This is a genomic window from Flavobacterium sp. (assembly GCF_004295795.1).
In the GTDB taxonomy this organism is placed as follows: domain Bacteria; phylum Bacteroidota; class Bacteroidia; order Flavobacteriales; family Flavobacteriaceae; genus Flavobacterium.
The window spans coordinates 109,734-125,036 of the sequence record NZ_SEBR01000008.1 but is presented as its reverse complement, the minus strand read 5'-3'; the positions used below and the strand labels follow the sequence as shown (position 1 = coordinate 125,036).

Below are 15,303 nucleotides of genomic sequence, written 5' to 3'. Positions count from 1 at the left end.
ATTTTACGGGATTCTTTTACCTATTTTCGTCCGATACATTCAAATCCAAAAAAGAACCGTCATGAGTTGGGACATCGTGCTTTTTAATTCCACGCAAAAAATCGGGTCGGTCGAAGATATTGACGAAGACTTGCTTTTTGAAACCGATTTTGATTCGGCTCTTCTCGAAAACCTGCATCCGATCAAAATCGACGGCAACAATGCAGACGTCGAAAACGAAAACTATGCGCTGAATTTTTTCCTGGACGATGCGCCCGCAAGCAACAAAATGCTCACGCTTTATAACGAAAACGCGCTTTATGAGATCGTTCGAATTTCGCGTGCGATGCATTGGCAGATTTTCGATACGGGTTTGGGTGAGATGATCGATCTGGAACATCCGGAAAACAACGGATTCGAGAATTTTCACGCGTATTTGGCTGCCCTTGATAAATGAAAATCAGCCGAATCTTGGTCCAAATGGGAATCGGATGTCATTTCTGCTTTGCGTATCTGACTCGGTTTTTCTAAATTAGTTTGTTCCGAACGCGGTCTGAAAAAGTTATCGGACGCTGGATTCGGATAGTGTCAACATGGAATTTACCCACAACAAAGACCTTTTTCAGGCGGTTTTCGATTCGGCTTCGAACGCAATTGCAGTAATGGAACCGATTCTTGATGAGAACGGAAAATGCGTCGATTTCTCGATTTTGCTACTCAACACATTTGCCCTTTCGCGCTTGGGCGAGATCGATTACAAAGGCAAAAAAGCCACGGATTTGTTCCCGAATTTGAGCGGATCGGGAATTTTACAGCGTTTTATCGAAGTTGCCGAAAGCGGCATTACGGCGAATTTCGAGCGTTTTTACGAAGGCTCGGGATTGCGGCATTGGTTTCGGTTCACGGTGGTGAAACAATCGAATTTGATCGTGGTTACGGCCGAAGACATTTCCGAAAGGATGGAAGCCGAAGCCGCGCTGAACAAAGCACTCGAAACCGCCGACCAACAACGAAGATTGTACGATTCGGTGATAAACACAACGCCCGATTTGGTTTATGTGTTCAGTCTCGACTACATTTTCACTTATGCGAACAAAGCGCTGCTCACAATGTGGGGAAAAGCTGCCGAAGACGCGATTGGCAAAGGTTTACGCGACAACGGATACGAGGAATGGCACGCGTTGATGCACGAACGCGAAATCGATGAGGTTGCAGCTACGAAAAAGCCAATCCGAGGAACGGTCTCTTTTCCGCATGCCGAATTCGGGAAACGCGTCTACGACTATATTTTTACCCCGATTTTCGACGAAAACGGCGAAGTCGAAGCTATTGCCGGCACGACGCGTGACATCACCGAACTCAAGCGGGCCGAGGAAAATTTGCAACAAAGCGAAAACAGGTTGATGTCTATGATCGACCAGACGCCGGCTCCGACTTTGGTGCTTCGCGGAGACGATCTCGTAATCTCTCAAGTCAATAAAACGATGCTGGCGATGATCGGTTTTGGGCAAGAAGTCGTGGGAACGCCATTGCTCGAGTTGATGCCCGAACTCAAAGACCAATACATTTGGGAACAGGTGCTCAAGGTGTATCGCGAAGGCGTGAATTTCGACCAGTTCGAGGTCGAGGTTTCCCACAAACGAACGGGCGAACTCCATACTTATTATTACAATATCGCCTATCGTCCGTTGGTGGAGGACGGACAGATCACGGGAATGATACAAGTCGCGATAGACGTGACCGAACAAGTTACGTCCCGAAAGAAACTCGAGGAAAGTGAACGCAATTTCAGGGCTTTGGTCAATGCGACTTCTGATGCCGTCTATCGCATGAATGCCGATTGGTCGGTAATGCGGAATCTTGAAGGACGCGGATTTTTGTCGGATACGAGCGAACCGATGTTCAATTGGATCGACAAATACATTCCCGAAAACGACAGCAAAAGGGTGAAAGCCGAAGTCGCCAAAGCCGTAAAAGCCAAAAGCACTTTCGAGCTCGAGCACGAGGTTTTTGATGCCGAAGGCGGCATTGGCTGGACATTTTCAAGAGCGATCCCGATTCTCGACGAAAACGGCGAAATCTCGGAATGGTTCGGGGCGGCAAGCGACGTGACCGAGACCAAGAAAGCCGAAATAGCGTTAAGGGAAAGCGAGAACCGCTATCGTTTACTGACCGAAACTTTGGAACACCAAGTGGCCGAAAGAACACAGGAATTGCAGCGCTCGAACGAAGATCTGCAGCAATTTGCGCACGTGGCTTCGCACGATCTCAAAGAACCTGTTCGCAAGATCAAGACATTCGTGAGTCGGTTGGAGAATCACATCGATGACAAACTCGACGATTCGGCAAGCAAGTTCATCGACAGGATTCACGTCGCCACAGACCGCATGTTCACGATGATAGACGGCGTTTTGGCCTATTCGACGATCAACGCCGGAATGCAGCAACCCGAAGCTGTCGACCTGAACGAAGTCATGCGAAATATCGAAACCGATCTCGAAGTGGCGTTGCAGAAAACGGGCGGAAAAATCCAATTTTCGAATTTGCCTACGCTCGAAGGAGCGCCGGTTTTGCTCTACCAACTTTTTTACAACCTGATAAACAATTCGATCAAATTTGCCAAAGCCGACGTTTGCCCGGAAATAGCGATCAACGCGGAAATCGGTGAGAATCGGGCAAAAATCACGGTGAGCGACAACGGAATCGGGTTCGGGGAAGCGCACGCCCAAAAGATTTTCGAGACGTTCACGCGGCTTCATTCCAAAGACCAATACGAAGGAACCGGACTGGGTTTATCGCTTTGCAAGAAAATCGTCGAACGCCACGGCGGAACGATCTCGGCTCACGGAAGTTCTGGCAAAGGCGCGATTTTCGTGATCGAACTGCCTTTGGTTCAGGTCGAAAATGGTATTTGAAACGATTTTGGAACTTGCCCCGATGATTCCGTAAGATCATTTTTTCTGAAAGATCTCCGGATATTTTCGGATGAAGTAAACCGGCGTGCAACTCCAAGCGTGGCAATAACTGTTGATTGGGTAAAATCCGTAAGGCGATAGTTTTTCATCGTTCGGATCGTACACTTCCCAAAAGGTGTCCGCGCCTTTTTTGACCATTCCGCCCCAGTATTCGGTGACGACTTTTCTGGCTTCGTTCTGCAATCCTGAATCGATAAGCGCTTGGACGTAATAATGGTAAAGATACGGGCCGCCAGGTTTTATGGCATTTTTTTCCTTTTGCAGATTCAGTAATGTTTTCTGGGCGTCTTTTGTCGGCAAAATTTTTGCGAGCACAAGCCAAGATTGGGATGCGTACGAAATTTGCTTCGACGATCCGCTTTTGAAAAGACCGCTTTTTTTGTCGTAAAGTTTCGAGATAGCCGCTTTATTCATCTTGGAAATCAATTCCGAAAGTTGTTTCACCTCATTTTCCTTGTGCAGCGATTTCGCCAATTCGAGCGTTTGTTTCATGCTGAAAATCATCACACCTTGAAGCGACGCCTGACGATCGAGCTTGTCGTTCCAGTCGATGAATAGCCACCAACCGTTTTTGGCTGCCTTGTCCGCGTCGAAAAGTCCGTTGCGATCGAGATATTTTTCGATGTTGTCCATTTGGCGTTTGGCGACAGGCCACAAATCCTGAGCGGTTTTGGTGTCGCGCGTCGCCTCCAGATAATCTTTCAAAAGCACGTTGTACAAAAGCGCATAATCGAATAAAAACGGCGAACCTTCCTGGGCGTGCGGCTGTGGCGATTCAAAGACGTTCGAATGCAGAAAGCCGTCTTTTTGCGAAAGCGCGGCTAACAGATAAAGACAGCGTTTGGTCAAATCGTGTTGCCTGAACGAATACGTACTTGCCTGTGCTTGCAGATAAACATCGCCAATCCAAAGCCTGCGGTCGCGTTTTGGGCCGTCTTCGAAAACCGTCTGCATGCATTCTTTGAGCGTTGCCAGCCCGATTTTGTCGATTTCGGAAATGATTTTCGAGGTATCGGAATTCAGGTCAGCCGGTTTTTGCATTGCCGAAGTCGTCGCGGTCACGAAAGCATCGGAAAGCGCAAAATCAAAATAAGGCGAACTACCCAAAAGCTCGATTTTGACGTATCGGAAAGCGAGTCGTCTCGGAATCGTTATTTTGGCCGGAAGTTCCATCACCGTAACGATCTCGTCCTGCAACCACGCCCGACTCAATCCGCCGGTGTAAGGATCGAAAGGCACGGCAACTTCTGACGCAACTTCGCCAAAAGTGAATTTGAAACGCAAAGGCGCGTCGGCCACGCTGTTGATCGTTTTGACTTCGAACGTAAAATATCCGGTACAATGTTCGCCAAAATCCAGAACGGCGCCGCTTTGTTTCTTGAACGATCCTGAAAATATGGTTTCGGTTTTTCCTGTCTGGATCGCTTTGAAGCCTTGAAACGCCGATGCATCGGGTGAAATCGAAACAATTGACGTTGCACGTTTTACGGTTTCGACTAGTTTGGGCTTGTTAGCGTCCGCGACAGCGAGCCAATTTTGGCGGGTTTCGCTTCCGTAGAAATCCTGTGAATAAAGTGGGGCAAGATTCAGGATCAGGAAAAGGATGGTGAGATAAGTTTGGATTTTTTGGCGCACTTGGAAATGTTTGTGGTTTGAATCCGATAAGTTACACCAATATCGTTTCGGAATCATTTATCGGTGAAAAAAGTATCCCAAATCGCTGATTGCTTTTCATTTCCATCATAAACTTCGCGCCTTTTGAGTTCGAGTCCATCAATGCCATTCGAAGCATTTTCGTAATAGTCGAAAAACAGTTTTTCATCGTCGTTTTTAACCGGGAATTCGTGAGCCAAAACGACTTTTTTTACGGGAACCAACATCTCGTCTCGCCATTCGTACAGCGTTTTCCAACTGTCCATGTAAGCGCTGCCTTCGTAGGTTTCCTCGATTTGTTTCGCATTTTTTTTGATCTTGTAATCTGTGTTGAAAGCGCCTGCGTACTTGATCGTTTTGGTCTTGTTCGAGAAGCGATAGATGTTCAGCCAGCGATTGCCGTTCATGTTTGGAGAGCTCGATGTCAGGATTTCGGGTTTGCCGTCGTTGTCGAGATCGTCGAAGTCTATGCTGAAAATGGCAAAATCGGTTTTTTCGCTTCCGGTCTTGTTCCACTTTCGGTCTGCCAAAGCGTAAAAGTTGATTGTCGAATCCCTGAAATGAACCTCGGTGGCAAGCACTTGCGATCTGTCGAGAAACCTTCCGATCAAGATTTCGCGAAATGGCTCCTCATCGAGGAATTCGTCGTGTCCGAAAAAGAAAGTTGCCGTGTCAGATTTTGACAGTTCGAGGACGCTCGGCAAGATCGAATCTAGGATTGCTTTGGTAGTTTTCGTACTGTCGTTCACTTGGGACAAAAACGCGCGATTCGACAAAAGCTTGGTCGGTTTTTCTGGTTTCTGACATGACAAAAGTGTCAACACTATCGAAATCGCGACAAAATACCGTTTCATTTTATTTGGGTTTGACTGTCTTATTCGGAGATGACGACCTTCGCGTTCCTGACGCCGTTTTGGGTCGTGACCTGAAGCAGATAAACGCCGGCTTTTTCAATCGAAATCAAGGTTTCAAGAGCATTGATATCGTAGTTTTTCACTTTTTGTCCCAAAGCGTTGAAGACTTCAATCGACTTGATCTGAGATTCACAAACGACGTTGATTTCGCGTTTTGAAGGATTCGGGAAAACCGAAAGTTTGTCATTCCTCGGGAATTCATCCGCGCCAAGCGAAATGCACGCATCAGTGAAAGTTTGGTTTTCCGAAGCGAACGGATTTATCGTTGAAGGCGGCCCGAGCAAAGTCGGATTCGCGGTGAGGGTTAGATTCAGCGTGCTGAAAAACAGCGGCAAATCGACAAAATTCAAATTCAAGCTCGAATAGTCGCAGTCGGTTTGGCCATCGCTGTCAGTGCTGAACAGAATCGGATTGTTGTCGAAGGCGTAATTGTTGTGAAATGCGGCATAGTACCAATTAGAATCGGTTTTCTGGAAAGGCGCGCTCATGCCGAAGCCGTAATTATAGCGCTTCAACCACAGGAATTCGCAGTTGGAATTCAATTTCATACTGAACATTCGGTCAATCGAACCGACATCTTCCCGCAGGCTTCCTGTCGCAACGATTTCGGAGTTTGGCAAACGAGAAACACTGGTGATCCCGCTTTCGTATGTGTCGATAGTCTTGGCCGAGATCTGGTTTCCGTCGGCAGAAAGTCGGTAGATGAAAAGCGCCCCGGCAGAGGTCGAGTAATTGTAGAAACGTCCGGCCAGCAAGACTTCGCCGTTTGGTAAAATCGTCATGGCGTTTACCCCAAGCGAACTGTTATCATTGTTTGAAGCCTTGAATTTCCTGCACCATTGCACGTTGTTGGAAGCGTCGATCTTGCAGATGTAATTTCCGCCATCGACGTATCCCGTAATGTAAAAATTTCCGGAAGCGTCACTGGTGATATTCGCCGGACGGCCAAATGCGGGCGATCCGGTCAACGTGAAAGTCGTTGCCACATTTCCATCGGAATCAAAATCGATAAGTACGGGAACCGAAGTCGTGACATAGCCGAAACCGTTGTAAGTATCCTTGCTGCCGACTGCTTTTATGGTCGTTCCGATAAGTTCGGCTCCAGTGATATTGACGCGATCCGGATAGGTCACGAAATTTCCGATCGAGAAAATCGTTTGTCCGTTTGCGGCGAGTTTCACCAAATTTCCCGAATCGGTAAAAAAGAGGGACGAGCCGTCGTCGAGCAAGATCGTGTTTTTGCCGTTTCCGCCCGGAAGTCGCGACTTCCACAAAGGATTGAAGTTCGAATCGGTCTTGATCACGGTAGATTGATAGCCCGGAGCGACGTCCCAATTTGGATAGGAATAACTGTAATTGAGCAGATAGCCGCCGTCTGGCGTAGGTTTTATGGGTGCCGAACTTCCGAACGAATAGTTCGTCGAAGAAGCCGGAAGCGGGAAGGAGCGAGTCGTTGTCTGGCCGATCGATTTGGCCGAAATCAACACAAGTAAGAGTAGTAGTTTTTTCATTTGCCTGCTGTTTTTTGGTTGTGTCGCATTTTTTGAAACGCGATTTCCTTCCGAATATCGTAACTTATTTCGAATTGGAGAAATCGTCCTAGCGTTGTAAAGCCCAAGAACCCAAGAATTTGTAGAAATCGAAAAAGCGTTTGGATTTAGGTACCGGAAACGAATTTTATGGCTTGCAAAATGTTTTCGTCCAACAGCAAATCGTCGAAATTGTCCTTTTTGGAAATGGCGATATCGGGCGTGATCTTCTCGTAATAAGTGCCGTTTCGATCGCAATCGTAGGCGATGCTCACAACCAATAGCGCATCGAAGGGCATCGGTTTTACGACATTTGCCGTCGTCATTCCCAAAGTCGGTTCGCCTATGAAAATCGAATTCGGTCGGCCCTTGAACGCCAAAGCCGTGACTTCACCCGAACTCGCTGTCAAAAGTCCGGTGATAACTGCCACTTTCGCTTTTTCGAGTGATTCACCTTTTGGATTGATGTGCGAGACTTTGTAGGAATCGCTGAAGTATCTGCCTTTCGACAATCGCGTTTTTGCGTACGGTTTTTTGTCGCTGTCGAGCGTTCCCCACACAGCGTTGTCGCCCAGAAAATCGTAAAGTGCAAGCAGCATCGGTGCGTCGTTTCCGCCCAGATTGAAACGCAGGTCAAGTATCCAACCTTCGATTTTGTGCTTGGTTTTGATCTCGTGAATCTTGTCGTACAAAGGCTGGGCGATCTTGTGCGTGTAAGCCGGACTGAAGTCGTTGTATTTTAGGGACGGCAATAAGATGTAGCCGTATTTACCGTCGAGCACCTTGACTTCGAAACTGGGCTTTGTGGCGTTTTTGGCTTTCCATTGTTCGCTGAAATTCTCGAGCGCCGGAATGTCGATCTTCGCACCATAATTCTCGTTTTGGAACATCACTTTGCAATGCGTGCCGCCAATCTTGTCAAACACGATCCTGGTTTCTTGCAGCGCACTTTTGAAGGTTTCGTGTTTCGAGATATTTTGCCTCGTTTCGGACTCTATTGTTTTCCAATCGATTGCGTTTTTTAACAGATACTCCGTTTTTAAAACCGAGAAAAATCTGTCGTAAAATATAGAAATACTGTCTTTTGCAGTCAACTTTTGGGCGTGACACGATACGCAGATCGACAGCAGAAAAATCAATTTGAGGACTTTTGGCATTTGTGTTTGTGTTGATCTGATTTATTGAACAGACTCGTTTTTGAATCCGATGGTTGCATCAGGGCGTAAAATCTGTCGGAATTCGATTAATGTTTTTTGGAAAGTCCGGCTTTTTCAACGGCTGAAATCCGTGTGGAATCGACTTTAAAAAAATGAGCCGACATTTCCTTCTGTTCGAGATGGATTTTTCCGACGCTAGCAAAATTCCATCTTTGCGCTTTCGCCGAATCGCGTTGAATTTGGTTGAAAATGCGTTGAAATGCCTTGAATTGTTTGTTGTGTTTGTCGACGAACGGATATTGAAAGTACAGTTTTTGCCCGTCGGAATAGGTGATTGCAATGCCATGCCGATCGCCGCAATACCAGAATTTGTCAGGATTTGCGAATTTGGATTTTTGAGGGTTCCAATTTTCAGATTCATGGACGACCGAATCCCAAACTGTCTTCGCGATTTTCATGTGGAAATTGTCGACCGAATCTGATGTCTTCGATTTGAACAGCACTTCGGTTTTGCCCATTTTGTCGGACGTGGCGTAAATTTTGAAATCTTTGGCGTTGTTGAAATAGGAGAGCACTTCGATTCGTTCGACGGTTTTCGATTTTTGGCATCCGATGAAAATCAGTACGAAAATACAGAGTAGCTTTCCCACTTTAAAAATGTCAATAAATTTAGGATTGCTGTCCGTCTAGAATATCCTGGCAAAACAGTTGGTGCAGTCTCGGGAAGCGTAAATATTTACCGTGTTTCCCTTTTTGTCTTTGGCCTCAAAAAACAGGATGCTTTCGCCCAACGTTTCCGGTCTGAACCATCCGTCGCCAGGTGCCAGTTCGCTTGCAACCATGATTTTTGCCTTGAAAGTGTTTGGAATCAGGATCTTTTTGATCTCTTGCGGGCAAGTTTTGAAATGCAATTTGATTTCAGAGTCGATCATCGGTATCACCCGATCCTGATAGTTCAGAACTTTTACGCAATCGAAACGGAGCTGCCCAAACATCGCATTGTAAATTTCGTCTCCGGTTCTCGGCGTGAAAACATTGGATAATTGGCTGTACGATTTGATCGCATTCAAATGGATCGTCCAAATTGCGCAGGAAAGGGAACAAAAAAGCGCCAAAAACGCTACTTTAATGACTTTTCGGTTTTTGTTTTTGAAGCCGAGAACCAACATTGCCAAAAAGGTCGCAAAAACCAGTAAAGTCAAAATCGACCACATTGTTATTTCCGTCATAGCTTTTGTTGTGATTCGATAAAGGTAAAGAAAAGGAATAAAAGTTCTTTTCCTGGCCGATGCGAATTTTCCAAAAACGAAAAGCGCCCATTTTCAAACGGACGCTTTCTTTTAAAACAAATCTGAATCGTTTATTGTCGTATCAATTTGAACGTTTTCGAACCTTTTTCGAATTTCACTTTGAGGAAATAAATTCCGGCCGACAATTCTCCCAATTCAATAGTCTGATTGTTCGTGCCGACGTTCGTTTTTTTCCAGATGTTCTTGCCCAAAACGTCATATACGTACATTTCGTTTATGGGTTGGTTTCCAACGACGTGCACTTTGTCGGTAAACGGATTGGGGTAAAGGCTAAACACGGCGGCATCGGCCTGCGGTACAGAAAGTTGTTGTGTGCCTTTTAGCGTGACGTTGTCGAACCTGTTGTTGCCGTTATCGCCCGTGGTGTTGCCCTCGAACGCGATCCGGATCTTGAAATTGGCGTTGTTGTTCGCTGCGTTTATGGCCGAAAGATCGAGGTTGACGAGGCTGAAATCTGTTCCGATGTTGAACGTCGATTGCGTCAATCCGGTTTGGAGGAACGTCGTGCCGTCGAGACTGTAAGAGATGTGGTTCATGAGCTGGCCTTCGTTCGTGCGTTGGATCGCGTAGGCGAATTTGATCTGCTCGAATCCTGTCGTCGGCAAGTCGAACTGGATCGTTCTGCCTTGGGACGGATTCCTCACGCGCGCACATTTGCCCGACAGTTCGTCGAAATGTGTGTTGAGGATCGATCCGGTATTGTTCGCATCGATGTCGCGCGGACCGCTTCCGGTATAAGTCATCATGGGATTCGCGCCAGAAACTTGGTTGTAATCGGCCGGAATCGTCGTGACGTCGACCGGAGTTACGAGGTTGTTGAAATGCCAGTAGTAGAGCGCTTGTTCGGCATTCGTCTGCTCGACAAAATGAGCCGTGACCGATGTCGCCTGAGAAATTTCGAGTACTATGTCAATCGAAGTGTCGTTTGGCGAAATCGTCGTTCCATCGACTGTCCAATGGCTGAATTCGTAGCCCGTATTGGCTTGGGCTTTGAGCAAAGTTTCAATGTTTCCGAAGATGTTCGCCGTGTACGGGTACTGCGCCAGCCATTCGGAATTCATCTTGATCGTTCCGGAATTCGCCGGCTGGACTTCGAAAACGGTCTCGAAAGGTCCGGTCACATTGTAACATTCCACCATTCCGGTGTTTATGGTTTGGGAACATCTGGCCAACAAAAACGTGCGCGCTTCCTGAACGTTGGCTTGCCACGTGGCCATATTGCCGCCCCAGCGCTGGATTTGTTTTGGCATTTCCGGAGTCAGGACGGAGACAATGCTGTCGAAAACCTGTGTCACTTGTTCGCACGACAGATGCGTGTTGAGCAGATCTGCATATCGCGTGATGTAGCGCTGTCTTACGATCGGGCTTTCCGTTATGAGTTTTTCGATGGTCTGCGCGTGACCGACGCCAACGTCCAAAGCCTCGGCATTACAAGGATCGGCATCAGCGGTAATGTCAGGAATTCCCGTGTAATTGATGTAATGGCCAAGGACGCCATCGCAATCCCAAAGCGAATAACGCCATTTCAAAGCGCCTCCCGAAGGATTCAAACCGCGCCACCAGGACGTATTCCAGTTGAGCCAATCCTTGTTGACCATGTAGGAATTCAGCACGAAATAATCGATGAGGCTGTTGATGTTGAGCTGCGAATCGACATAATCGTAATTGGCTTCGACCGCCATATCGTTGCTTTGCACAAAAGTCATCAGATTGTCCCAAGCAGCGATTGCCGGCTGGTTTCCGAATTCAGGATTCGTCGCGCCCCAAGTCTTGATGTATTGGATATATTGGTCGCTGTCGCGGAAAATGTAATCCTGTCCGTAATAATAATCGGTGTATTGGTTGTCGTCGACTTTCTCGCGCAGATCGTAAACGCCCCAATATTGGCCGTTCACGAACAACGAAACGAAGCTGCTGCGTCTCTCGTCGAGATCCAGTCCCGCTGTTTCCGATATTTTCTGGACGAAAACATCCCGCATGTGCGCGCCTCCGCTTTGGAATGGAAAGTTATCGCTTCCGGCCGCTTTGAGGATAAGACGTCTGTAGTTCGTGCGGTCGCTCGTGTTGAAAAATTGGTGTTCCAAACGTCTTTTGTAGCCGTGGTCGTCCCGCGCTATGAAGTCGATTCCGCGTTGGTTGTAGGCCCACGAGTCGTTTCCGTGCTTGTCGAAATCGCCCATAGTCTCGTCCACGAAAGTGCCGTCGGACTCAAAATATTCGAAATATCCGGTCGGCTCGATTTGTGTTCCATTAAGCAATGTCAGCAAATTCGCGTCTCCCGAAACCGAAACCGTCGGAAGTGTCGAGGTTTCGTTTATCAGATAAGTATTCGTCTCGATAAATCCGGGCAAAATGGCAGGCGAGGTGCTGAAAGTCCGCGCTCGCAAAACACTCGACTGCGAAATGGTAATCGGGCCGGCGTAAAGTGCGGAGGTTGCGGTAGGAGTGGCGCCGTTCAAAGTATAGCGGATTTGCTCGTTTTGGCCCGTGGTAGCCAAAGTGACGCTGATCGAACTCGCATATTTTCCCGCCGGAACGCTGATCGTCGGTTTGGTGGAGTAGTTGGCGAATCCGTTGGTGTTGCTTTGGCCTGGCGTCGGTATCGAAAAAACACTCCAAGTCGCTGCTCCATCTGTTGTTCTTCCGTAGGAATGGTTGGTTTGCGTAGCGGTCATCACGATGCTTTCGAGAATTGTTCCGCTTGGATCGGAAAGTACGATCTCGTCCGGATCGGTTTGCGTCAAATCGAAACTTGCGTGTAGCACCGTGCCCGAGGAAATGCCGCGGTTCGAACAAAAAATCAGCACACGGCTGTTGGGCGGAATGATTCCGTCCTGGATTTGCCACTTGGTGGGATTATTTACGTTGTTGCTCAGATAATAGCCCGCGAGGTTGAAATAACTGGTCGGGCTGGAATTGTAAAGTTCCACCCAATCTTCGTTTCGGTTGAAACCATCGTTGAAATTGCGGTTCGCAGCCGAATATTCGTTGATGACAAGCGGACCGTTCCCAAATTCGATCGCGCCATAAGTAACCGAAACGGTCCGTCTGTTCACGAAATCGTAGGTTGCGTTGCAGCCGCTTCCGCCATAATCGCGCGCAAAGTTGAACGTGTACTGGATTTGTCCGGTAGAAACGACATTCCCGATCGTGGCGTCGTTGATGTTGTACGTGTAAGTTCCGGCCGTGTCTCCAACCCCAATCTGAACAGCAGTTTGCCCATTCGGACCCGAAACGAAACTGCGCTGATCGCTCATCCAGGCGCCAGATCCGGCGACTGCTATGAAATCGTAACTGATATTTGAGGAAAGCACGGTTTCGCCAGCGGGAACGGCAACTGAAAGCGGTGCCTGTTGATACGACGGGAAAAAACAGGAATTGATAGAATTCAAATTGTTCACCGTTACGACCGGATCGATCGTTATCGGGAAGACGCGTTTAGGCGATTGCAGCCAAGATCCGTCGATCCCGATCTCGATTCTGTGGTGCGTTTCGTCGATTTTGGTGACTTTATATCGGCCTTCGATTGACAGATTGCGCTGGCTTCGAGGCAGGACTTTTGCGTCGGAAATAATCGGTTGCTGAAAAACCAGTATTTCATTTCCGTTGGCGTCCAAAACTGAAATCCTATTGGTAGCGCTGTCGTTTTGCAGGCTGAATCCGCGTGGCAGCGAAACGATTTCCGAAACGAGCATTTTGTCGAATTGACCCGAAAAGGCCGACTGATTGGCGATCGAGTAGCCATATTTCAAAGCTTGCTCGTAAAAATTCACCGATTTTGAAAGCGGTTGTGATGCGTTCTGGAATCTTAATTCGTTTCCGGTCAAATTGGAAGTTTCCCATTTTTTGGTATCAATCGTTTGGGCTGGTCTTCCATCCGAAGTAACAAATGTGAACGAAGTTTCGCCTTGCAGTACGATATTTTGCTGGCTGAATTTTATCGCTCCGTTTTTGGAATCTACTGAAACGAAAGCTTCCTGAGCGGGATAAAGTATTGACGTGCCGGATTTTTTCGCACTGTAGTCGATGCTGTGCCAACTTCCGTCAGTTCCCAAATAGTGAAGCGGAACGGAAGATTGCACAGTCGTCTTGGTTGTGTTCGTGTTTCTGAAAGTGCGAGAATATTTGGTGCGTTGCTGCACTAATTCCTCGGCGACAGTGTGGAGCGCCATCGTATGGGTGGTCGTCTCCTTTTGCGGATTTTTCGCGATTTGTGCCTTGGCGGTAAAAGCCAACGTCGACAGCAAAAGCGTGAGTAAAGTTTTCGTCATTCGGTTTTTGTTGTGTTGTTGTTAAATAAATGTGAATTTTGTGTAATATAATATTTTATTTTGCTCATCGTTAGTCGCTTATGCAAAATATTTTTCACTACTGGTTTTGGAACCAACTATAACTTGAATCGATTGAGATGGAGATTTTAGACTTCGATCCAAGCGCGTTGCAAGGCTTGTCGGTAGCAATGTTCGAGGGATTTTCCGAAATGTGATTTGACGTATATTCCGGCTGATTTGGCAGATCAAGAATCGGATGGTGCCGTTTACCGTAGATTTCAAATGGAAAATTGTTGGGTTTTTGGCCGATTCGGAAAATTTTTCGATCGGACTGGGCGATCTTACTAAGTTGGATATTTTGGAATTCGGTATTGTGTTGCGAGCGCCGTTTTTTCAGAATCAAATCCCGCTGAAGCAAGTTGTTCTCATTTCGGTTTGTGTCTGAATTGAGCCATCGGAAATACGGACGCCAACATCAATCGAAGAAAAATGAAAAGTAGCTTTCCTCTGGCTTTTCGACTGTTAAAGAAAGTATCGTTTTATCATTGCGGAAAACTTCCAGTACTGAATCTTGTTTTTTGACGACATCTCCAATTTTGATCGTTTCTTCTGCCGCGACACCATTTTCGAGGAAATCTGTGTAGAAAAAATCTTCGGTATTATAATGTATTTTAGTTGCTCTTCCGTCAGTAATCTTAGTGATCTGGCCGTTAAAATCGAGGTCGTAGAAATTGCTTTTTTCTTCGTAAAACTCTCTTTTTGAGTTGTATACTACAACGGTAAAAATGCCGAATACAGCAACGCCTACACAAAAAACAATTCTTTTTTTCATGCGTTCTGATTCGGTATTCAGGAGATTTTTACAGTTACGGATTGATTATGTTTCTCGTGGTTACGTCCGATTTATTCGGATCCTAAACCTCGCAAATAAGAATCGACGTACTTGTTTAGTTCTTCTTTGTTTTCAGTTGCGGAGTAAATTGGAACCAATGCCCAGCTTTCTTCCATTGCGCCGATTTTTTTCGGAAGTTTCTCGAAAGGCCATTTTGGGGCGAAATCGACTATGAATTCTTTGTCTGAATTTCTAAGCGGACCTAAAAACTCGATTGTATTTACTCCTTTTGCATCTGAAATAGCCTGCGATAAACTGTTTGTACCGTCATACAGATAAGACGTTTTGACGAGCGCGTATTGGATTTCTCCGTCGAGATCGATGCAAGTATATTCGTTTGCGCTGTCTTTTTTTATGACGTAATTCTCAAATAAGTTGATGCACTTATCGCCGTCAAAAGTCATGATTTTCACCTTTCCCGCTTTCAGGTTCTCGAAGATTTTCGAGTGTGCCGGCACTTTTGCATCGACTTCATATTCGCCATCTCTCTCGACCACCAGATTCAGTTCCTTGTCGTTTGAATTCAGGAAGACGAATTGTCTTGTAGGTGTCGATTCTCCGCATGAGAAAAGGGAAGTGCAAATCGCGATGGAAAACGTAAGTCGAAGCAAGAATTGTTTCAT

11 protein-coding genes are annotated in these 15,303 nt (G+C 46.7%); 2 read left to right on the top strand and 9 right to left on the bottom strand.

Going from position 1 to position 15,303, the window contains the following annotated elements; all coding sequences use genetic code 11:
* Positions 1 to 61: 61 nt before the first annotated feature.
* Both EOO49_RS08975 and EOO49_RS08970 read left to right on the top strand, forming a co-directional pair.
* Complete coding sequence (locus EOO49_RS08975; RefSeq protein WP_290844821.1) at positions 62 to 436, top strand: hypothetical protein; 375 nt, start codon at positions 62 to 64, stop codon at positions 434 to 436.
* 136 nt (positions 437 to 572) lie between these two features.
* Positions 573 to 2,894, top strand: coding sequence for a PAS domain-containing protein (locus EOO49_RS08970; protein WP_290844819.1), 2,322 nt, complete (start codon positions 573 to 575; stop codon positions 2,892 to 2,894).
* A gap of 36 nt (positions 2,895 to 2,930) precedes the next feature.
* Here EOO49_RS08970 and EOO49_RS08965 read toward each other — a convergent pair whose 3' ends face one another.
* The 9 genes from EOO49_RS08965 to EOO49_RS08925 form a co-directional block, all read right to left on the bottom strand.
* Positions 2,931 to 4,589, bottom strand: a complete 1,659-nt coding sequence (locus tag EOO49_RS08965; RefSeq protein WP_290844817.1) for a glycoside hydrolase — start codon at positions 4,587 to 4,589, stop codon at positions 2,931 to 2,933.
* A gap of 53 nt (positions 4,590 to 4,642) precedes the next feature.
* Positions 4,643 to 5,461 (bottom strand): hypothetical protein, encoded by an 819-nt coding sequence (locus EOO49_RS08960; RefSeq protein ID WP_290844815.1) that lies wholly within the window; start codon positions 5,459 to 5,461, stop codon positions 4,643 to 4,645.
* Positions 5,462 to 5,481: 20 nt separating this feature from the next.
* The gene (locus EOO49_RS08955) at positions 5,482 to 7,032 is read right to left on the bottom strand and encodes a T9SS type A sorting domain-containing protein (RefSeq protein WP_290844813.1); all 1,551 of its coding nucleotides are present in this window, start codon (positions 7,030 to 7,032) and stop codon (positions 5,482 to 5,484) included.
* Positions 7,033 to 7,178: 146 nt separating this feature from the next.
* Entirely contained in the window at positions 7,179 to 8,207 is a 1,029-nt protein-coding gene (locus EOO49_RS08950) for a S41 family peptidase (protein ID WP_290844811.1), read from the bottom strand.
* 86 nt (positions 8,208 to 8,293) lie between these two features.
* A complete protein-coding gene (locus EOO49_RS08945) occupies positions 8,294 to 8,857 on the bottom strand; it encodes a hypothetical protein (RefSeq protein WP_290844809.1) in 564 nt (187 codons plus the stop codon).
* Between the two features lie 36 nt (positions 8,858 to 8,893).
* Complete coding sequence (locus tag EOO49_RS08940; RefSeq protein ID WP_290844807.1) at positions 8,894 to 9,436, bottom strand: hypothetical protein; 543 nt, start codon at positions 9,434 to 9,436, stop codon at positions 8,894 to 8,896.
* A gap of 131 nt (positions 9,437 to 9,567) precedes the next feature.
* Positions 9,568 to 13,788: a CotH kinase family protein gene (locus EOO49_RS08935; protein WP_290844805.1), complete on the bottom strand. Its 4,221-nt coding sequence runs from the start codon at positions 13,786 to 13,788 to the stop codon at positions 9,568 to 9,570.
* Positions 13,789 to 14,263: 475 nt separating this feature from the next.
* Positions 14,264 to 14,620: a hypothetical protein gene (locus EOO49_RS08930; protein ID WP_290844804.1), complete on the bottom strand. Its 357-nt coding sequence runs from the start codon at positions 14,618 to 14,620 to the stop codon at positions 14,264 to 14,266.
* Positions 14,621 to 14,691: 71 nt separating this feature from the next.
* Positions 14,692 to 15,303, bottom strand: coding sequence for a hypothetical protein (locus EOO49_RS08925; RefSeq protein ID WP_290844802.1), 612 nt, complete (start codon positions 15,301 to 15,303; stop codon positions 14,692 to 14,694).

What these genes read in the sequence shown, in the direction of transcription:
- EOO49_RS08975 (WP_290844821.1), top strand. Translation starts at nt 62, where the DNA reads ATGAGTTGGGACATCGTGCTTTTTAATTCCACGCAAAAAATCGGGTCG.
- EOO49_RS08970 (WP_290844819.1), top strand. Translation starts at nt 573, where the DNA reads ATGGAATTTACCCACAACAAAGACCTTTTTCAGGCGGTTTTCGATTCG.
- EOO49_RS08960 (WP_290844815.1), bottom strand. Translation starts at nt 5,461, where the DNA reads ATGAAACGGTATTTTGTCGCGATTTCGATAGTGTTGACACTTTTGTCA.
- EOO49_RS08955 (WP_290844813.1), bottom strand. Translation starts at nt 7,032, where the DNA reads ATGAAAAAACTACTACTCTTACTTGTGTTGATTTCGGCCAAATCGATC.
- EOO49_RS08950 (WP_290844811.1), bottom strand. Translation starts at nt 8,207, where the DNA reads ATGCCAAAAGTCCTCAAATTGATTTTTCTGCTGTCGATCTGCGTATCG.
- EOO49_RS08940 (WP_290844807.1), bottom strand. Translation starts at nt 9,436, where the DNA reads ATGACGGAAATAACAATGTGGTCGATTTTGACTTTACTGGTTTTTGCG.
- EOO49_RS08935 (WP_290844805.1), bottom strand. Translation starts at nt 13,788, where the DNA reads ATGACGAAAACTTTACTCACGCTTTTGCTGTCGACGTTGGCTTTTACC.
- EOO49_RS08930 (WP_290844804.1), bottom strand. Translation starts at nt 14,620, where the DNA reads ATGAAAAAAAGAATTGTTTTTTGTGTAGGCGTTGCTGTATTCGGCATT.
- EOO49_RS08925 (WP_290844802.1), bottom strand. Translation starts at nt 15,303, where the DNA reads ATGAAACAATTCTTGCTTCGACTTACGTTTTCCATCGCGATTTGCACT.